General features: G+C 71.0%; 14 protein-coding genes, 3 tRNA genes and 1 pseudogene. 8 read left to right on the forward strand and 10 right to left on the reverse strand.

The window, feature by feature from the left end:
* Positions 1-7: 7 nt before the first annotated feature.
* The 6 genes from E6W39_RS15245 to E6W39_RS15270 all read right to left on the reverse strand — a co-directional run bounded on the left by E6W39_RS15245 (position 8) and on the right by E6W39_RS15270 (position 3,298).
* Positions 8-80 (reverse strand) — tRNA-Glu (locus E6W39_RS15245).
* A 45-nt stretch (positions 81-125) separates the two neighbouring features.
* Positions 126-198 (reverse strand) — tRNA-Glu (locus E6W39_RS15250).
* Between the two features lie 31 nt (positions 199-229).
* Positions 230-301, reverse strand: a tRNA-Gln gene (locus E6W39_RS15255).
* A gap of 223 nt (positions 302-524) precedes the next feature.
* Positions 525-2,048: a glutamate--tRNA ligase gene (gene gltX, locus E6W39_RS15260; RefSeq protein ID WP_141633994.1), complete on the reverse strand. Its 1,524-nt coding sequence runs from the start codon at positions 2,046-2,048 to the stop codon at positions 525-527.
* Complete coding sequence (locus tag E6W39_RS15265; RefSeq protein ID WP_141633995.1) at positions 2,041-2,838, reverse strand: fumarylacetoacetate hydrolase family protein; 798 nt, start codon at positions 2,836-2,838, stop codon at positions 2,041-2,043. The genes gltX and E6W39_RS15265 overlap by 8 nt, the downstream gene beginning before the upstream one ends.
* 238 nt (positions 2,839-3,076) lie before the next feature.
* Entirely contained in the window at positions 3,077-3,298 is a 222-nt protein-coding gene (locus E6W39_RS15270) for a hypothetical protein (RefSeq protein WP_228718165.1), read from the reverse strand.
* Between the two features lie 508 nt (positions 3,299-3,806).
* Between E6W39_RS15270 and E6W39_RS15275 the strand changes: the two are divergent.
* The 8 genes and pseudogenes from E6W39_RS15275 to E6W39_RS15310 all read left to right on the forward strand — a co-directional run bounded on the left by E6W39_RS15275 (position 3,807) and on the right by E6W39_RS15310 (position 14,723).
* A pseudogene (locus E6W39_RS15275) lies at positions 3,807-7,543 on the forward strand (nitrate- and nitrite sensing domain-containing protein).
* 10 nt (positions 7,544-7,553) lie between these two features.
* A complete protein-coding gene (locus E6W39_RS15280) occupies positions 7,554-7,967 on the forward strand; it encodes a roadblock/LC7 domain-containing protein (RefSeq protein WP_101382325.1) in 414 nt (137 codons plus the stop codon).
* 103 nt (positions 7,968-8,070) lie between these two features.
* Positions 8,071-8,493: a DUF742 domain-containing protein gene (locus tag E6W39_RS15285; RefSeq protein ID WP_141633996.1), complete on the forward strand. Its 423-nt coding sequence runs from the start codon at positions 8,071-8,073 to the stop codon at positions 8,491-8,493.
* Positions 8,474-9,052 (forward strand): GTP-binding protein, encoded by a 579-nt coding sequence (locus E6W39_RS15290; RefSeq protein WP_141633997.1) that lies wholly within the window; start codon positions 8,474-8,476, stop codon positions 9,050-9,052. The genes E6W39_RS15285 and E6W39_RS15290 overlap by 20 nt, the downstream gene beginning before the upstream one ends.
* A 328-nt stretch (positions 9,053-9,380) precedes the next feature.
* Positions 9,381-12,920 (forward strand): nitrate- and nitrite sensing domain-containing protein, encoded by a 3,540-nt coding sequence (locus E6W39_RS15295; protein ID WP_228718167.1) that lies wholly within the window; start codon positions 9,381-9,383, stop codon positions 12,918-12,920.
* A gap of 10 nt (positions 12,921-12,930) precedes the next feature.
* A complete protein-coding gene (locus tag E6W39_RS15300; protein WP_073926035.1) occupies positions 12,931-13,344 on the forward strand; it encodes a roadblock/LC7 domain-containing protein in 414 nt (137 codons plus the stop codon).
* Positions 13,345-13,549: 205 nt separating this feature from the next.
* The gene (locus tag E6W39_RS15305; RefSeq protein ID WP_228718168.1) at positions 13,550-14,164 is read left to right on the forward strand and encodes a DUF742 domain-containing protein; all 615 of its coding nucleotides are present in this window, start codon (positions 13,550-13,552) and stop codon (positions 14,162-14,164) included.
* Complete coding sequence (locus E6W39_RS15310) at positions 14,145-14,723, forward strand: GTP-binding protein (RefSeq protein WP_141633998.1); 579 nt, start codon at positions 14,145-14,147, stop codon at positions 14,721-14,723. Before E6W39_RS15305 ends, E6W39_RS15310 begins: the two co-directional genes overlap by 20 nt.
* Before the next feature lie 74 nt (positions 14,724-14,797).
* On the opposite strand, the gene cimA is transcribed toward E6W39_RS15310, so the two are convergent.
* From cimA to E6W39_RS15330, 4 genes are all read right to left on the reverse strand, one after another.
* Positions 14,798-16,405, reverse strand: coding sequence for a citramalate synthase (gene cimA, locus E6W39_RS15315; RefSeq protein ID WP_141633999.1), 1,608 nt, complete (start codon positions 16,403-16,405; stop codon positions 14,798-14,800).
* Between the two features lie 246 nt (positions 16,406-16,651).
* A complete protein-coding gene (locus E6W39_RS15320; RefSeq protein WP_323809032.1) occupies positions 16,652-17,332 on the reverse strand; it encodes a Uma2 family endonuclease in 681 nt (226 codons plus the stop codon).
* Between the two features lie 101 nt (positions 17,333-17,433).
* The gene (locus E6W39_RS15325) at positions 17,434-18,552 is read right to left on the reverse strand and encodes a branched-chain amino acid aminotransferase (RefSeq protein ID WP_141634000.1); all 1,119 of its coding nucleotides are present in this window, start codon (positions 18,550-18,552) and stop codon (positions 17,434-17,436) included.
* 146 nt (positions 18,553-18,698) lie between these two features.
* Complete coding sequence (locus tag E6W39_RS15330; protein WP_141634001.1) at positions 18,699-19,766, reverse strand: 3-isopropylmalate dehydrogenase; 1,068 nt, start codon at positions 19,764-19,766, stop codon at positions 18,699-18,701.

Genomic DNA, 19,766 nt, shown 5'->3' on the forward strand with positions numbered 1-19,766 from the left:
CACTGCGTACCCCCGACCGGATTCGAACCGGCGCTACTGCCGTGAGAGGGCAGCGTGCTAGGCCGCTACACAACGGGGGCTCCTGCTATGCAATTCACTGTGTCAGACACGCAACTCGCATTGCGTACCCCCGACCGGATTCGAACCGGCGCTACTGCCGTGAGAGGGCAGCGTGCTAGGCCGCTACACAACGGGGGCTTGCTGTTTCCGCATCACTGCGGGTACTGCGCTGGGGTACCAGGACTCGAACCTAGACTAAATGAACCAGAATCACTCGTGCTGCCAATTACACCATACCCCATCAGAACTCAACCCCCTTCGGGGTCTTGCTCAGATGTTCGCACCGCGGTCCGGGGGAGTGTTCCCGGCGAGGTCTCTGGTCCCTCTCCGTTGCCCTCCCGGGCGGCGCAGAAAGAACATTACCCGACGCGTGGCCCGGCTCCAAAATCGATAACCGCAGGCAGGCCGGGCGGCGGCCGCGGACCTGGTCACGGCGGGGTGCCGGGACCAGGTCCGCGGGCGGCTCAGGCCGCCGGCAGGGCGTCCAGCGCCTTGCCGAGGCGGCGCAGCGTCTCGGCGCGGCCGAGCAGCTCCATCGACTCGAACAGCGGCGGCGAGATCCGGCGGCCGGTGACGGCCACCCGCAGCGGCGTGAAGGCGAACTTGGGCTTGATGCCCAGGCCGTCCACCAGCGCCTCGCGCAGCACGGCCTGGATCGGCTCCGGGGTGAAGTCCGCCAGCGCCTCCAGGGCCTTGATGCTGGCCTCCAGCACCGGGCGGGCGTCCGCGGTGAGCGCCTTGGCGGCGTCGGCCTCGTCGACCGCGAAGGCGGCCGGGTCGACGAAGAGGAAGCCGAGCATGTCGACCACCTCGGACAGCACCACCATGCGCTCCTGGGTGAGCGGCGCGGCCTTGCCCAGCAGCTCCAGCTGCGCGGCGGTCGGCTCGGCCGGCAGCAGGTCGGCGGCCTGCAGGTACGGGACCAGCCGCTGCGCGAAGTCCTCCGGCTGCAGCAGCCGCAGGTGGTCGGCGTTGATCGACTCGGCCTTCTTCAGGTCGAAGCGGGCCGGGTTGGCGTTCACCTTGCTGATGTCGAAGGCCGCCACCAGCTCCTCCATGGAGAACCGGTCCCGGTCCTCGGCCAGCGACCAGCCCAGCAGCGCAAGGTAGTTGAGCAGGCCCTCGGGCAGGAAGCCGCGCTCCCGGTAGAGGTTGAGGCTGGCCTGCGGGTCGCGCTTGGAGAGCTTCTTGTTGCCCTCGCCCATCACATACGGCAGGTGGCCGAAGCGCGGGGTGGCGCCGCTGCCCACGCCGATGTCGGCGAGCGCGGCGTAGAGCGCGATCTGACGCGGCGTGGAGGAGAGCAGGTCCTCGCCGCGCAGCACGTGGGTGATGCCCATCAGCGCGTCGTCCACGGGGTTGACCAGGGTGTAGAGCGGTGCGCCGTTGGCCCGCACGATGCCGTAGTCCGGCACGTCCTTGGCGTCGAAGGTGACGGTGCCACGGACCAGGTCCTCGAAGGTGAGCGGCTGGTCGGGCATCCGGAACCGCAGGATCGGCTGGCGGCCCTCGGCCCGGTAGATCGCCTTCTGCTCGTCGGTGAGGGTGCGGCACAGGCCGTCGTAGCCGGACGGCAGGCCGGCGGCGCGGGCCGCCTCCCGACGGGACTCCAGCTCCTCGGTGGTGCAGAAGCACTCGTAGGCGTGGCCGGCCTCGTGCAGGCGGCGGGCGACGTCGGCGTAGACGTCCATCCGCTGGGACTGCCGGTAGGGCTCGTGCGGGCCGCCGACCTCGGGGCCCTCGTCCCAGTCGAAGCCGAGCCAGCGCATCGCGTCCAGCAGCTGCTGGTACGACTCCTCGGAGTCGCGCGCCGCGTCGGTGTCCTCGATCCGGAACACCAGCGTGCCGCCGTTGTGCCGGGCGAACGCCCAGTTGAACAGCGCCGTGCGGACCAGGCCGACATGCGGGTTGCCGGTCGGGGAGGGACAGAAACGGACCCGGACGGTCGGGTCGGCCGCGACGGAGCCGCTAGTGGATGCGTTAGCCACGCTTGATCACCCTGTTGGTGAGAGTGCCGATGCCTTCGATGGAGACGGCGACTTCGTCGCCGACGTTGAGCGGTCCGACACCCGCGGGGGTGCCGGTGAGGATGACGTCGCCCGGGAGCAGCGTCATGGCCTCGGAGATGTGCGCGATCAGCTCGGGGATGCCGTGCAGCATGAGCGAGGTGCGCCCGGTCTGCCGCAGCTCCCCGTTGACCGTGCAGGTGACGGCCAGGTCGGCGGGGTCGAGTTGGGTCTCGATCCACGGCCCGAGCGGGCAGGAGGTGTCGAAGCCCTTGGCCCGGGCCCACTGGCCCTCGCGCTGCTGGATGTCGCGCGCGGTGACGTCGTTGGCGCAGGTGTAGCCGAAGACCACCTCGGGCACCCGCTCCACCGGCACCTCGCGGCACATCCGGCCGATCACCACGGCCAGTTCGGCCTCGTGCTGGACGTCGGAGGAGAACGGCGGGTAGGCGATCGACTCGGTCGGGCCGATCACCGCGGTGTTCGGCTTGAAGAAGGTCAGCGGGACCTCCGGGACCTCGTTGCCGAGCTCGGCCGCGTGCGCCGCGTAGTTGCGGCCGACCGCCACGATCTTGCTGGGCAGCATCGGGCTGAGCAGCCGCACCTGGTCCAGCTGGTAGACCTCGCCGGTCGGTTGGGCGTCGCCGAACGGGTGCCCCGCGATCGCGTGCACCCGCAGCGACTCGGGTTGGGTGGAGTCGCCCTCGACGATGCCGAAGGAGACGCTGCCCGCGGCCGCTCCTTCACGGACTGAGAACCTCGCGATACGCACGCTGGGCGACCTTTCCGGTACTGGGGTCGATTCCGCTCCAGGCTATCCCCCGCAGAACGGCCGAGGGCGCCGCCACCAGCGGTGACGGCGCCCGATAAGCGGCTGAGCTGCGACGCAGCGGAGGGTGGGGGTCGCCGAGATGGGGGTCCCCCCGGCCGAAGGCTGGGGGAGAGGCGGCACCCGCCTGCAGCGGAGGAGCAGCTCAAAGAGCGACCAGGAAAGGCCGAGTGTGCCGGGGTCAGGCCTGCTGCTGCTCCGGAACGGTCATGAGCTTGGTGCGGCGCGGGTTGGCCGTGCTCTTCGGCAGCTCGGTCGAGTACTCGACGGGCTCGCCGACGACCCGGGCGCCCGGCAGCTGGCTGAAGTCCTCCAGCGAGGCCAGGGTCGTCCGGCGGGGGTTCGCCGTCGAACGGGAGCCGAGAGTCGACGGGTTGGCCGACTTGGCCGGCATCTGGGACATCGCTTCACACCTTCGGATCGGGGACGGACAGCCGGCGCGGGCGTCCGCCGGGACTCAACAGCCAGGGTAGGGACCTCTTTCCACAGCGGCCGTGACCAAAGCTACACATTCGCCTGTGAGTTTGCTCACAATTGCGCCGACGGGGCCCGCAATTTGGATATTTCACCCAAGAAGTAAATTCCGACAATCCCGGCGGAACGGAAATAGCGGATGCCCGGCGGGCCGACCCGTTCGAGCTCGTCGAACGGCCAGCTGTCCGAAAAGGGCCGTATTAACGGGCCTGGCCACACCGTCTGTGAGGCCCCGCGCGCGGTCGGTAGCACGGTGCGGCGCCTCACCCCGCCCCTTGTTGGAGTTCCCCTGCTGTGCTGGAATGCCACGAACCGCCTCAGGTCTACCCATGGCGGCCGCGGCGCATACCCGGATCGGCCGGGTTCGCCGACGACATCGAGAACTCGACACCGCCCCGGCCTCGCCCAGGGCGCCCGGTCCAGAGGTTGCGACGCCAGTGCAGGGACGTTTCAAAAGGGGTAGCGGCGCCGCGGGCCAGGCCGAGTCGCCGGATCCCCTCGCTGCCCCCCACCTGTCGGAGGCGGACACCGCCACGGGCGACCGGCCGAACGGCGGTGCGCCCGAACAGCCGGAGCCGGAGACCGACCGCGATCCGGACGAGAGCGGCCAGCCCTCCCAGCCCCGGCTGCGCAGTTCGCTCAACCGCCGCCGCGCCACCGGCGCCGGCCGACTGCGGATGCGCAACTGGCGGATCCGCAGCCGCCTGATCGCCCTGCTGCTGCTCCCGGTGGTGGTCGCGCTGGTCCTCGGCGGCCTGCGCATCAGCAGCTCGACGCAGAGCTCCCAGCAGCTGGCCCAGATGGCCAACCTGAGCGACCTGGCGGTCAAGGCCACCCAGCTGGCCGACGCGCTGGAGACCGAGCGCGACATCAGCGCCGGCCCGCTCACGATCAACCCGAACGCGCAGGACGACGACGTCAACGCGGCGCGGAAGACCACCGACGACCTGACCAAGGCCTACTACGACCGCGCCGACTCCTTCGACAACCACGACCTGTCGGGCGGCAACTCCCTGCTGCTGCAGGTCCGCACCGACATGGGCCTGCTGTCGGACTTCCGCAAGAACGCCTACACCCAGGTCAACAACATCGAGGCCACGGTCGCGTCGTACGACACGGTCATCAAGGACCTGCTCTCGATCAGCCAGGACATCGCCCTCGGCTCCAACTCCCCCGACCTGGTCACGGCCACCCGGGCCCTCGAGCAGTTCTCGCTGGAGAAGGAGGCCACCTCCGAGCAGCGCGCGCTGATCGCCGCCGCGCTGGCCCGCCAGCCCAGCCCCGACATGTCCAACTCGGACCAGAGCTTCGGCGTCCGTCTGCAGACCGCCGACCGGAACGCCGCCGCCAACTTCAACTCGATCTACGGTGCCGGCGCCGCCGCGAAGCTGCGCCAGCGGCTCACCCTCAACACCGAGATCAACGCGGCCGACCGCTACGCCGGCCAGGTGCTGCAGACCAACGGCATCAGGCAGGCCGACCCGCGCTCCTACAAGGACTGGTACGACCAGGCCACCACCAAGATCGTCGCCGAGCGCGCGATCGAGAACCAGCTGCTCGAGGAGCTCAAGGGCAAGGCCCAGTCGCTGCAGCAGCAGGCCGACCAGGACGTGGTCATCAACAGTGCGCTGATCGTGCTGGTGCTGCTGTTCGCCGTGGGCGGCGCGGCGCTGATGGCCCGCTCGATGGTGCGCTCGCTCACCAAGCTGCAGAACGCGGCCGAGGACGTCGCCGAGCGCCGGCTGCCGGAACTGGTCAAGACGCTCTCCGAGACCGACCCGCAGGACGTCGACGTCACCGTCGACCCGGTCGGCATCGACTCGGCCGACGAGATCGGCCACGTCGCGCACGCCTTCGACATGGTGCACAGCGAGGCGGTCCGACTGGCCGCCGAGCAGGCGCTGCTGCGCGGCAACATCAACTCGATGTTCACCAACCTCTCGCGCCGCAGCCAGGGCCTGATCCAGCGTCAGCTCTCGCTGATCTCCGAACTGGAGAGCCGCGAGGCCGACCCCGACCAGCTGGCCAGCCTCTTCAAGCTGGACCACCTCGCCACCCGCATGCGCCGCAACGGCGAGAACCTGCTGGTCCTCGCGGGCGAGGACCCGGGCCGCCGTTGGACCCGGCCGGTCCCGCTGGTCGACGTGCTGCGCGCCGCCGCCTCCGAGGTGGAGCAGTACGAGCGCATCGAGTTGGCCGCCGTGCCGTCCGCCGAGGTGGCCGGCCGCGTCGTCAACGACCTCGTCCACCTGCTCGCCGAGCTGCTGGAGAACGCCACTTCGTTCTCCAGCCCGCAGACCCGGGTGCGGGTCACCGGCCACGCCCTGCCGGACGGCCGGGTGCTGGTCGAGATCCACGACACCGGCATCGGCCTGAGCCCGGACGACCTGGCCGAGATCAACGAGCGGCTGGCCAACCCGCCCACGGTGGACGTCTCGGTCTCCCGCCGGATGGGCCTGTTCGTGGTCGGCCGCCTGTCGCTGCGCCACGGCATCCGGATCCAGCTGCGCCCCAGCGACTCCGGTGGCACCACGGCGCTGGTCATGCTGCCGATCGACGTCACCAACTCCGGTGAGCGGCGCGGCGAGCGCCCGAACAACGCTTCCAAGGGCCAGCGCGGGGCCGGCCCGACGCCGCGCCAGCAGCGCACCCTGCCGGCCGGCGCCGAGGGTGCGGGCCTGCCTACGCGCCCCGCGCCGGCGCTCGGCCAGGGCGGCGGGCCGGGCGCGGCCGGCGGTCGGCCGCAGCTCGCCCAGGGCCCGGCGGCCACCCAGGGCCCGGGCGCGCAGGCTCCGGGCGCGCAGGCTCCGGGTGCCCAGCCCGGCCGGCCGGGTCAGCCCGGCGGGCCGTCGGCCCCGACCGGCGGGCTGCCCACCGCAGGGCTGCCGACCAGGGAGGTCGGCCAGTCGCTGCGCGAGGGCGCGTTCTCCCAGCAGCCGGGCGGCTCCGGCCTGCCGCAGCGCGGCACCGGTCTGGGGAGGCCGCGGGGCGCCGCCACCGAGCAGCCGCAGCACGGCCGGGCGGACGGCCTGCCGCAGGGCCGGCGGCCGCGCACCGACGTCGGCCCGCAGGGTCGCCCCGGCGGTCTGCCGCAGCGCCCGGCCGGCCCCGACTCCGGCCGCCCGCAAGGCCAGCCGCAGCCCCAGCACCCCCAGTTGCCGCAGCAGCAGCCGCAGCAGCCCCGACTGCCCCAGCAGCAGCCGCAGTTGCCCCAGCAACAGCAACAGCAGCCGCAGCCGGTCGCCGAGGTGCCCGGTCCCCGACCGTGCCGCAGCCGGTGCTCGGCGCCCCCGAGCCCGCGCCGCTGGCCCGGCCGCGGTTCGAGGCCAGCCAGATCGACCCGCGTGACCCGCTGGGCCTGGGCCTGGTCGAGCCGGTGCTGCCGAGCGTCGACGCCCCGCAGCCGCACCGCGGCCCCGAGGCCCGCGCCCCGCAGCCGCAGCAACCGGCCGCCGGGCACCAGCAGTTCGCCCCGCAGCAGGCCCAGCCGGCGCTCCCGCCGCGCTCCCCCGAGCACGGCCAGCCGCTCGGCGAGGATCCGGCGTTCCGCAACGGCGGTGCCAGCCGGATGGCCTCGGTGCAGGTGAACCGCCCTGACGCCGACCAGTCGCAGCAGGCCCGCCAGCGCGGGTACCAGCCGCAGCGGCCGGGCACCAGCGCGCCGGGCCACCCCCAGCCGGGCACCGGTGGGCCGGAGCAGCAGCCCTTCGGCGGCCGTCCGGCCCAGGAGCGGCAGCCGCAGCACGAGGGGGGCGAGGCGCCCTGGCGTTCGTCCGCCAACGACGAGCGCTGGCGGCGGGCCGAGCAGCTGCGCTCGCCCAGCTCGGACGGCGTCACGCTCTCCGGGCTGCCCCGCCGGACCCCGCAGGCCAACCTGGTGGCCGGCACCGCCGAGGCCTCCCCGCTCACCGGGCCGCAGGTGTCCCGGGCGCCGGAGGAGGTGCGCGGGCGGCTGACCAACCTGCGCCGCGGCATCCAGCAGGGTCGCCGGGCCGGCTCCGAATCGGGTCAGCCGACCGGGCAGTTCCCGGCGGCGGACGGCCGGTCGGACGGCTTCGGCGGACCCGCCGGTGACGTTTCAGCAAATGGCGGCTACCGTTCTCCCGCACCGGAGGGCAACGACTTCGGGCAGCCGGGCGGCAACGGCTTCGGCAACCACAACCAGGAGCGTTGAGTTGAGTCAGATGAGTCAGGCAGCCAGCAACCTGAACTGGCTGATCACCAATTTCGTGGCGAACACCCCCGGGGTGTCGCACACGGTGGTGGTCTCCGCTGACGGGCTCCTGCTCTGCATGTCCGAGGGCTTCCCCCGGGACCGCGCCGACCAGTTGGCCGCGGTCGCCTCCGGCCTCACCTCCCTCACCTCCGGCGCCAGCCGGATCTTCGAGGGCGGCGAGGTCAACCAGACCGTGGTCGAGATGGAGCGCGGTTTCCTCTTCCTGATGGCTGTCAGCGACGGGTCCTCGCTCGCCGTACTGGCCGCCCCCGACTCCGACATCGGCCTTGTCGGTTACGAGATGGCCCTGCTCGTCGACCGAGCCGGTGCCGTCCTCACTCCCGCCCTGCGCGCGGAACTCCAGGGCAGCCTCCTGCACTGACCGGGAGTCACTTCACCGTCCGTCGGACCCGACTGCGCACCCCGGGTCCGGCGCCACACCCCACAGCTGACTCAGCATCAGCCGCAGCGCAAGGAGGATCCAGATGACCCCGCCCCCGACACCGGCCGGTTCATACGGCAACGGGTACGGCTCCGGTTACGGTGACCAGGGCAACGGCGGTTACGAGCAGCAGCCGCTGGTCCGGCCGTACGCCATGACCGGCGGCCGGACCCGCCCGCGCTACCAGCTCGCTCTGGAGGCGCTGGTCTCAACCACCGGCACCGCCCGCACCGGCGGCCTGCTGCCCGAGCACCAGCGGATCGTCCAGCTGTGCCAGGAGGTCAAGTCGGTCGCGGAGATCTCCGCGCTGGCCGGGGTTCCGCTGGGGGTGGCCCGGATCCTCGTCGCCGACCTGGCCGAAGCCGGCCTGGTCGCCATCCACCAGCCCGCCGCCGCCGGCGAGTCGGGCGGAACGCCGGACGTCACGCTGCTCGAAAGGGTCCTCAGTGGACTTCGCAAGCTCTAGCCCCGCCACCCGGGCCACCACCTCGGCGAAGATCGTCGTCGCGGGCGGCTTCGGCGTCGGCAAGACCACGCTGGTCGGCGCCGTCTCCGAAATCAACCCCCTGCGCACCGAAGCCGTCATGACCAGCGCCTCCGCCGGCATCGACGACCTCACCCACACCGGCGGCAAGACCACCACCACCGTCGCCATGGACTTCGGCCGCATCACCCTCGACGAAGACCTCATCCTCTACCTCTTCGGCACCCCCGGCCAGGACCGCTTCTGGTTCATGTGGGACGACCTCGTCCGCGGCGCCATCGGCGCCGTCGTCCTCGTCGACACCCGCCGCCTCGCCGACTGCTTCCCCGCCCTCGACTACTTCGAGAACTCCGGGCTCCCCTTCGTCGTCGCCCTCAACGGCTTCGACGGCTACCAACCGCACACCCCCGACGAAGTCCGAGAAGCACTCCAACTCGGACCCGACACCCCCATCATCACCCTCGACGCCCGCCGCCGAGACAGCGCCAAGAGCGCCCTCATAACCCTGGTCGAACACGCACTGCTCGCCAGATTGCGGTAACGGAAAGCGGGGACCTCGGGATCGAGGTCCCCGCTGTGTATCGCATAACGGTTCGGTAGGCATTTCGGACGTTTTCTGCACCGAGCGTAGTGGTTCGAGTGCGCTCGGCTCATGAGTCCTGGCTGATTGGTCGGCCCTGTTGACGAATGTCCGAATTGTTCTCCGGCGGGCAGCCCGCCGGGCCTGTTTTGTCCCCTCCCCTTGCACGTGCTGAAATTCCAGCTACCCCGAAGTCACCACAGGCAGTTCCACCCAGCAGCGGGCTGCGGCCCGGGGTAAGCCGCTGGATTGATCCATGGCCGCTGAGCGGCCGAGAGGTTGTTGTCGAGTGAGGCGTAAGCAGCCAGTCACCCCGCAGCGGCGCCCCGAGCCCCGCGATGACCGCAGCGCCCAGAGCAACGCCGGTTTCTCCGCCTTCACGGCGAAGTCCGAGCAGCAGGGCCTGCCCGGCGGGCCGAACGGCGCCCAGAGCGCCGCCCGTCCGACCACCGGCCCGGCGACCGAGACCCTGGAGAACGGCGACGACCGCCAGGGCTCCGGCAGTCGGTACGAGTTCCTGGCCTTCCGTAACTGGCGAGTGCCGACCCGCCTGATCGCCATTCTGCTGATCCCGGTCGTCATCGGCCTGGTCTTCGGTGGCATGCGTGTCAACAGCTCCTTCAGCAGCTATCTACGCGCGGCACATGAGGAGAAGGCCGCCGAACTCGCCCGCGCCGCCACCGATCTGGCCGACGCGCTGGAGAACGAGCGCGACCTGACCATGATCCCGCTCACGACCGGCTCGGACCCGCAGGGTCAGGTGGCCAAGTACCGCGGCCTCACCGACCAGGACCTGCAGAAGTACACCGCCGCCTACAACGCCGTCGTCAAGGACAACGACGCCGAGCTGGCCCGGCGCAACTACTCGGCCCAGGTGGGCCTGGCCAACCTGCAGCACCTGCGGGACAACGCCTACAAGCCCGAGCTGTACGCCAGCGCCACCCAGGCCGCGTACTCGGCGATGATCGACCCGCTGCTGGCCTTCGACAACTCCGTCGGTACCGGTAGTGCCGCCGGTGTGGCCCGTGGCCGCGCGATCTACGCCATCTCGCTCGCCAAGGCCTCCTCCTCCAGCCAGCGCGACCTGATGCTGCAGGTGATGGTCGGTTCGGCGATCGACCGCAACACCCACGAAGAGAACTCCGACCTGATCCAGGACCTGCTGGTCTCGGCGAAGCTCGAGGGTGTCTCGATGACCGAGTTCACCAACGGCTCCAGCCCCGCCGACGCGGGCGTCTACGCCAACCAGCTGGTCGCCCAGGACGCGGCCGACAAGAGCGCGCCGCTGCGGATGCCCGACGGCGTCACCCTGCCGAGCATGACCGGCATGATGGGCCTCGCCATGGGCTTCTCGGACGCCGCCCAGATCGGCCACCAGAACGGCGACGCCCAGGCCGCCGCCGAGCTCGCGGCCTCCCAGCAGGCCGGTCTGGTGCCGGCCAACTGGCTGCAGGCCACCGGCAGCCACATCAAGCCGCTGCGCGGCACCGAGTCGGCGCTGCTCGACAGCGTGGTGCAGGACGCCACCAACACCAAGGACAACGCCCAGTCCGACGCCATCCTCAACTCGGCGATCGTGATCGGCGCGCTGGCCCTGGCCGGTCTGCTCACCGGCTTCATCGCCCGCTCGATGATCCTCGGCATGCGCGTCCTGAACACCTCCGCGCTGCAGATCGCCAACCACCGCCTGCCCGACCTGGTCGAGAAGCTCTCCAAGACCGACCCGGACCGGGTCGACACCAACGTCGAAGAGATCGCCCTCTGGGGCAAGGACGAGATCGGCGAGGTGGCCCGCGCCTTCGACCAGGTCCACCGGCAGGCGGTCGCACTCGCCGCCGAGCAGGCCCTGCTCCGAGGCAACCTGAACGCGATCTTCTCCAACCTGTCGCGCCGCAGCCAGAGCCTGATCCAGCGCCAGCTGGCACTGATCACCGACCTGGAGAACAACGAGGCCGACCCGGACCAGCTGGAGAACCTCTTCAAGCTGGACCACCTGGCCACCCGTATGCGCCGCAACGGTGAGAACCTGCTGGTTCTCGCCGGTGAGGAGCCGGGCCGCCGCTGGAACACCCCGGTGCCGCTGGTCGACGTGCTCCGCGCCGCCGCCTCCGAGGTGGAGCAGTACGAGCGCATCGAGCTCTCCGGCATTCCGGAGGCCGAGGTCGTCGGCGCCGCCGTGACCGACCTCGTCCACCTGCTCGCCGAGCTGCTGGAGAACGCCACCTCGTTCTCCAGCCCGCAGACCCGGGTCACCGTCAACGCGGCCCGGCTGCCGGACGGCCGCGTGCTGGTCGAGATCCACGACAAGGGCATCGGCCTCAGCGCCGAGGACTTCGCCGAGATCAACGAGAAGCTGGCCGATCCGCCCACCGTCGACGCCTCGATCTCGCGCCGCATGGGCCTGTTCGTGGTCGGTCGGCTCTCCGACCGCCACAACATCCGGGTCCAGCTGCGTCCCTCCGGCGAGTCGGCCGGCACCACCTCGCTGGTCATGCTTCCGGCCGGCCTCACCCACATGCGGGCGATGCCGGAGCCGGAGGAGGAGTTCACGGTCTCCCGGATCTTCAACGACCAGGGCGCCGACCAGTGGGGGCAGGACGCGTTCCCGGCCCAGCCCACCGCGGCCGAGCTCGGCTTCGACGACAACCTGTCGGCCGGCGGCAACTCCGGCGGCTTCAGCCCCGCGCTGGACTCGATGCAGCGCACGCTCCGCCTGGAGCAGCGCCGCAAGAACGTGCTGGAGTCCGGTCCCGATGTCCACGAGCCGGCCCAGCAGCCGGGTCGCACCGGCGGCCCGGGCGAGTTCGCCCCCGGCGGCTACCCGCAGCAGGGCGGCCACCAGGACCAGTACGGCCAGCAACCGGAGTACGTGGACGCCGAGTTCGTCGAGAGCGAGCCGGAGTACCAGGGCTACCAGCAGCAGCCGCAGCCGTACCAGCAGGAGAGCTACTACGCCGAGCCGGGCTACGGTCAGGCCACCCGCCAGGACCAGTACGGCCAGCAGAACTACTACGGCGAGCAGCAGCAGCCGCAGCCGCAGCAGTACGCCGAGTACCAGCAGTACCAGCAGGGTTACCAGGAGCCCGCGCGGTTCGACGGCTTCTCGCCCCGGACCGCCGAGCGGGCCGGCGGCCACCCGTACCCCGAGCAGGCTCCGGCGCTGCCGGCCGCGCCCCAGCCGCCGGCGACCCCGGCTGCTCCGGTCGCTCCCGCTGCCCCGGCTGCCCCGATCGCCAACCGGCAGCAGAACATGCTCGGTTCCGGCCTGCCGCAGCGCCGCCCCGGCGAGCAGCTGGCCGCCGGTGGCGCCGGGCCGAGCGCCCGGGCGATCGGTACCCCGAACCGCGGCGAGCAGCCGAACTGGTTCACCGGTGCCAAGGACACCTCCGGCATGGCGGGCGACGACTCGCGCAGCCACGTGGTGTCCGGGCTGGGTGCCTCCGGTCCCACCGGACCGACCACCGCAGCCTGGCAGGGCGCCAACGACGACAGCTGGCAGCGCGCCGAACAGCTGCGCGAGCCGGCCGCCGGCGGGGTGACCGGTGCCGGTCTGCCGCGCCGGGTGCCCAAGCAGAACCTGGTGCCCGGTAACGCCAAGCCCGCGAGCGTCGACGGACCGCAGGTCTCCCGCAGCCCCGAAGAGGTGCGCGGACGCCTGACCAACCTGCGTCGCGGTGTCGAGCAGGCTCGCATCGCAAGTGGTGACCCGAGCACCACCGGAAGCTTCCGGATCGACCCCCAAGACATGTCCCGGCCGGGCCGGACCGGGCTGGGACAGCCGAACAACAGCACCGATCTCTTCGGCGGCTCGAACCACCAGGAGCGTTGAGTTGACTCAGATGAGCCAGGCCGCACAGAACCTGAACTGGCTGATCACCAATTTCGTGGACAACACCCCCGGGGTGTCGCACACGGTGGTGGTCTCCGCTGACGGGCTCCTGCTCGCCATGTCCGAGGGCTTCCCCCGGGACCGCGCCGACCAGTTGGCCGCGGTCGCCTCCGGCCTCACCTCCCTCACCTCCGGCGCCAGCCGGATCTTCGAGGGCGGCGAGGTCAACCAGACCGTGGTCGAGATGGAGCGCGGTTTCCTCTTCCTGATGGCTGTCAGCGACGGGTCCTCGCTCGCCGTACTGGCCTCGCCGGACTCCGACATCGGCCTCGTCGGTTACGAGATGGCCCTGCTCGTCGACCGAGCCGGTGCCGTCCTCACCCCGGCCCTGCGCGCGGAACTCCAGGGCAGCCTCCTGCACTGAGGCGTCCGCCGCGTGCTGATGTTGTGTCAGACACCACCCCGGTGCTGGCATGCCGTCAGCTCCGTAGTACTTGTAGTATCCAGCCGCCCGGTCCGGGTCCGCTTCGGCGGACTCGGCTTCGGGCGTTGTACGGCCCCTCGCACCACCGGCCGCGCCACGCCACGCACGTCGCACCGCACCGCAGCATCCTGTGAGGAGAGGAACCGTGACACCGCCCGACGAAAGCCAAGGCCAGTACGGCGTGCCGTATCCGGGGACCGGCCATGACGCGTTCGGGATTCCCGGCGCCGCGCAGGGTCTCGGCTACGGCCAACCGCAGTACGGCGAGGAGTACGGACAGTTCGGCAGCCAGGACCAGCTGTACCAGCAGCAGGCCCAGGACCAGGGAATGCCGCAGGCCGTACCCCAGCCGACACCGGGATACCGGCCCATCCCCGCCCCGGCGCCGTCCTACGACGAGCCCGAGGACGAGGACGCCGGTCCGCTGATCCGGCCGTTCGCGATGACCGGGGGTCGCACCCGGCCGCGGTACGAACTGGCCCTGGAGGCGCTGGTCTCCGCCAATGTCGACGAGGATCGCCTGGCCACGCTGCTGCCCGAGCACCAGCGGATCTGCACCCTCTGCGCCACCGAGGTGAAGTCGGTGGCCGAGGTGTCCGCGCTGCTCTCGCTGCCGCTGGGGGTGGCCCGGATCCTCGTCGCCGACCTGGCCGAAGCCGGCCTGGTCGCCATCCACCAGCCCGCCGCCGGGGGCGAATCCGGCAACCAGCCCGACGTCACGCTGCTCGAAAGGGTCCTCAGTGGACTTCGCAAGCTCTAGCCCCGCCACCCGGGCCACCACCTCGGCGAAGATCGTCGTCGCGGGCGGCTTCGGCGTCGGCAAGACCACGCTGGTCGGCGCCGTCTCCGAAATCAACCCCCTGCGCACCGAAGCCGTCATGACCAGCGCCTCCGCCGGCATCGACGACCTCACCCACACCGGCGGCAAGACCACCACCACCGTCGCCATGGACTTCGGCCGCATCACCCTCGACGAAGACCTCATCCTCTACCTCTTCGGCACCCCCGGCCAGGACCGCTTCTGGTTCATGTGGGACGACCTCGTCCGCGGCGCCATCGGCGCCGTCGTCCTCGTCGACACCCGCCGCCTCGCCGACTGCTTCCCCGCCCTCGACTACTTCGAGAACTCCGGGCTCCCCTTCGTCGTCGCCCTCAACGGCTTCGACGGCCACCAGCCCCACACCCCCGACGAAGTCCGAGAAGCACTCCAACTCGGACCCGACACCCCCATCATCACCCTCGACGCCCGCCGCCGAGACAGCGCCAAGAGCGCCCTCATAACCCTGGTCGAACACGCACTGCTGGCTCGACTGCGGTAGCCACCGGTTTGTGGCAGGGGCCCCGCGGGTGTGCGGGGCCCCTTTTTGACGACCGGTCAGTTGCTGAGTGTCCGTCAATCCTCCGGGGTGACACCGGCCTTGAGCAGGCTGTAGGTGTAGGCGTCCTGCAGCGCCACCCAGGAGGCGGCGACCACGTTGTCGGCCACCCCGACGGTGGACCAGCTGCCGGTGCCGTCGGTGCTCTCGATCAGCACCCGGGTGCGCGAGCCGGTGCCGTGCTGGCCCTCCAGGATGCGGACCTTGTAGTCGGCCAGCTCCAACTGGGCCAGCTGAGGGTAGATCCGCTCCAGCGCCGCGCGCAGCGCCTTGTCCAGGGCGTCCACCGGGCCGTTGCCCTCACCGGTGGCGATCATCCGCTCGCCCTTGGCCCAGAGCTTCACGGTGGCCTCGTTGGCCCCCGCACCGTCCGGGGTCTGCTCGCTGATGGTCCGCCAGGACTCCAGCGTGAAGAACTCCGACGGGCGGCCGAACACCTCGTCGCGGAGCAGCAGTTCGAAGGAGGCGTCGGCGGCCTCGTAGGTGTAGCCCTGCAACTCCTGCTCCTTGACCCGGGCCACCACCCGGCCCGCCAGCTCGCGGTCGCTGGAGAGGTCGTAGCCGAGCTCCCGCCCCTTGAGCTCGATCGAGGCCCGGCCCGCCATGTCGGAGACCAGCATCCGCATGGTGTTGCCGACCAGCTCGGGGTCGATGTGCTGGTACAGGTCCGGGTCCACCTTGATCGCCGAGGCGTGCAGACCGGCCTTGTGCGCGAAGGCCGAGAAGCCGACGTACGGCTGGTGGGTGGACGGCGTCAGGTTGACCACCTCGGCGATGGCGTGCGAGATCCGGGTCATCTCGGCCAGCTTGCCGGGCGGCAGCACCCGGCGGTCGTACTTGATCTCCAGGGCGCCGACCACCGGGAAGAGGTTGGCGTTGCCCACCCGCTCGCCGTAGCCGTTGGCGGTGCACTGCACATGGGTGGCGCCGGCGTCCACCGCCGCCAGGGTGTTGGCCACCGCGCAGCCGGTGTCGTCCTGGGCGTGGATGCCGAGCCGGGCGCCGGTGGCGGCCAGCACGTCGGCCACGACCTCCCGCACCGAGCCGGGCAGCATCCCGCCGTTGGTGTCGCAGAGCACCACCACGTCGGCGCCGGCCTGGTGCCCGGCGCGAACCACCTCCAGCGCGTAGTCGCGGTTGGCCCGGTAACCGTCGAAGAAGTGCTCGCAGTCGATGAAGACCCGGCGGCCCTGCGCCTTCAGGTGGCTGACGCTGTCCCGGACCATCTCCAGGTTCTCGGCCAGCGTGGTGCGCAGCGCCAACTCCACGTGCCGGTCGTGCGACTTGGCGACCAGGGTGATCACCGGGGCGCCGGAGTCCAGCAGCGCGGCCAGCTGCGGATCGTCCGCCGCGCTGCCGCCGGCCCGCCGGGTGGCGCCGAACGCGACCAGCTGGGCGTGCTTGAAGTCGAGCTCCGCCCGGGCGCGGGCGAAGAACTCGGTGTCCCGGGGATTGGCCCCCGGCCAGCCCCCCTCGATGTACCCGACCCCGAAGTCGTCCAGATACCGGGCGATGATCAGCTTGTCCGCCACCGTGAGGTTGATCCCCTCGCGCTGCGCGCCGTCGCGCAGGGTGGTGTCGAACACGTGGAAGCTGTCGTCGGGGCGTGCACTGCCGTCGGTCATGGCTCTGGGTTCTCCGTTCGCGGAGTTGCTGCTGCCGATATCGAGTCCCCCCGGCTCCACTGTCCGCCCTCCCGCGCGCCACCCGGAAACCGTTCCCCCCTGATGGGCGGGGGCGGAGTTCCAAGTCCTACCCGCTCGGCATGTGGTGGGCCGACCGGGCAAAACAAAAGACCCCTCGCGGGTGCGAGAGGTCTGCGCGCGGGTCTGAGGACACGGTGGTCGCCCCGCGGGTTCACCACGGAACGGTCACTGCGGACCGGCGCGCCTGCTGCTAATAATCAGCGAAAGCGAGGACACGCTTGCAGTCTTGCACAGGTTCACGGAGTGGGTCGGGACGTCTCGCGATGCGGGACGGGTGTCGGTCTCAGAAGAGGTCGCCGGTGTCGAGCGCGAAGGAGAAGGGGCGGGGAGGTCGAGAGGGTCGCCGATCTTGACCGGGACGATGCTCAGGTACTCGCCGTCCTCGGGCTCACTGTGCAGAATCACCTGGTCTGCCTTGCGGTCGACCAGCAGGTAGAGCGGGATGCCGGCGGCGGCGTAACCGGTCCGCTTCTCTTCGCGGTCCTTGCGAAGACGGCTGGACGTGACCTCGAGGACCATCAGCACACCCTCGGGCCGCCACCAGGAATCCGCGCCGGAGAAAGCGCCACGCTTCGTGAAGGTTCCGTCCGGGATATAGCGCCCAGCGGGCACGATCAGGCCCTTGGTGGGCGCGAAGTCGACAGTCCCCTTCGGGCTGTTGCCGGCGACCTGGAATGCGATCCGTCCGATCGCGGTCTCGTGCTCGCCGTCCGGCGGTGGGGTCACGACGATCTTCCCCTCGATGAGCTCGGCCTTGAACCCCGGAGGGGTCTCCAACGCCAGGAAGGCATCGAGCAGTTCGCACTCACCGGGGAAATCGGCCACGTCATGCGTCAGCGCGCTCATGCCCCCTCCTTCCAGTCCACACAGCTCAACGAGTGCGTCACTTCGAGGTTACCCATCCCCGGGCGCCCCGCTCTGGTGAGGCGCCCGGGTGCGGTGCGTCGTCAGCCCTTGACGATCGGGTGGCGCCAGCCGTGGGTGTCCTCGACCGTGCCGGCCTGGATGCCGAGCAGGCGCTCGCGCAGGCGCATGGTGACCGGGCCGGGCTCGCCGGTGCCGACGGTCCAGTCCGCACGGGTGGACTTGACCGAGCCGACCGGGGTGATCGCGGCGGCGGTGCCGCAGGCGAAGACCTCGGTGAGGGTGCCGTCGGCGTTGCCCTGCTTCCACTCGTCGGTGGAGATCTTGCGCTCCTCGGTGGCGTAGCCGAGGTCGGCGGCGACGCTGAGCAGCGAGTCGCGGGTGATGCCGGGCAGCAGCGCGCCGGAGAGTGCCGGGGTGACGACCTTCGCGTTCTCCCCCTCGCCGAAGACGAAGTAGAGGTTCATGCCCCCCATCTCCTCGATCCACTTGTGCTCGGCCGCGTCCAGCCAGACCACCTGGTCGCAGCCCTGGGCCGTGGCCTGCGCGAAGGCGACCAGCGAGGCGGCGTAGTTGCCGGCGCACTTGGCCGCGCCGGTGCCGCCGGGCGCGGCGCGCACGTACTCCTCGGAGAGCCAGACCGAGACCGGCTTGACGCCGCCCGGGAAGTAGGCGCCGGCCGGGGAGGCGATCACGATGAAGATGTACTCGTTGGCCGGGCGGACGCCCAGGCCGACCTCGGTGGCGAACATGAACGGACGCAGGTAGAGGCTCTGCTCCGGCTGGTTCGGCACCCAGCCGCGGTCCTGCTGGACCAGCAGCTCGACGGCCTCCACGAACGCCTCGGCCGGCAGCTCCGGCATCGCCAGCCGGCGGGCCGAGGCCTGGAAGCGGGCCGCGTTGGCCTCCGGACGGAAGGTGGCGATCGAGCCGTCGGGCTGGCGGTAGGCCTTGAGGCCCTCGAAGATCGCCTGCCCGTAGTGCAGGGTCATGTTCGCCGGGTCGATCTCCATCGGCGCGTACGGGGTGAGCTGGGCGTCGTGCCAGCCGCGGCCCTCGGTCCAGCGGATGGTGACCATGTGGTCGGTGAAGATCCGGCCGAATCCGGGGTTCGCCAGCCGGGCCTCGCGCTCGGCCGCGGGCAGCGGGTGCGCGGAGGGCTTGAGCTCGAACGTGATGGGCGCCTGGGTGGGCGTGGTCATGGCTTCAGTCCTTCACCGTGGGGTTGGTCAGGGCCGAGCCGCCATCTGTGCGTGAACGCAGAACGGCACGACCCACTGTTGATAGTCGCATCTCAGGGGCCGTGCCGAACAGCTGTCGGGGTTGTGAGTGCCTCTCAGCCGGCCCGTCAGCCGGATACTCGGGCCGCGAGCGCGTCGCCGACCTGCGAGGTGCTGCGGGCGTCCGGGCCGCGCTCGGCCAGGTCGGCGGCGACCGCCGCCTCGACCCGGGCGGCCTCGGCGGCGTAGCCGAGGTGCTCGAGGAGCATGGCGACCGACAGCACGGTGGCGGTCGGGTCGGCCTTGCCCTGGCCCGCGATGTCCGGGGCGGAACCGTGCACGGGCTCGAACATCGACGGGTAGGCGCCGGAGGGGTTGATGTTGCCGCTGGCCGCCAGGCCGATGCCACCGGTGACGGCGGCGGCCAGGTCGGTCAGGATGTCGCCGAACAGGTTGTCGGTGACGATCACGTCGAACCGCTCGGGCTGGGTGACGAAGAAGATCGTCGCGGCGTCGACGTGCAGGTAGTCGGTGCTGACCTCGGGGTACTCCGCGGCGACCTGCTGGAAGATCCGGGCCCACAGGTGGCCCGCGTGCACCAGCACGTTGTTCTTGTGCACCAGGGTCAGCTTCTTGCGCGGCCGGGCGGCGGCGCGGCGGAACGCGTCCCGGACGACCCGCTCGATGCCGAACGCGGTGTTGAGGCTGACCTCGGTGGCCACCTCCTGCGCGGTCCCGGTGCGCAGCGAGCCGCCGTTGCCCACGTACGGGCCCTCGGTGCCCTCGCGGACCACCACGAAGTCGATTTCAGGTCGTGTCGGAGACGCGCTGTCGGGCTGGTGTCCCGCCAGCGGGGACTTCGCCCCCGGCAGCAGCTTGCCCGGCCGCAGGTTGACGTAGTGGTCGAAGGCGAACCGCAGCTTCAGTAGCAGCCCGCGCTCCAGCACCCCGGACGGCACCGACGGGTCCCCGATCGCCCCGAGCAGGATCGCGTCGTGCTCCTTGAGCGACGCGAGCGTCTCGTCCGACAGGGTCTCCCCCGTCGCGTGGTAGCGCCGGGCCCCGAGGTCGTACTCGGCGGTCTCCAGCTTGACGTCGGAGGGAAGGACGGCGGTCAGCACCTTGAGACCTTCGGCCACCACCTCCTGGCCGATGCCGTCACCGGGGATCACTGCGAGACGAAGGGTGCGAGACAT

Source organism: Kitasatospora acidiphila (assembly GCF_006636205.1).
Taxonomy (GTDB): domain Bacteria; phylum Actinomycetota; class Actinomycetes; order Streptomycetales; family Streptomycetaceae; genus Kitasatospora; species Kitasatospora acidiphila.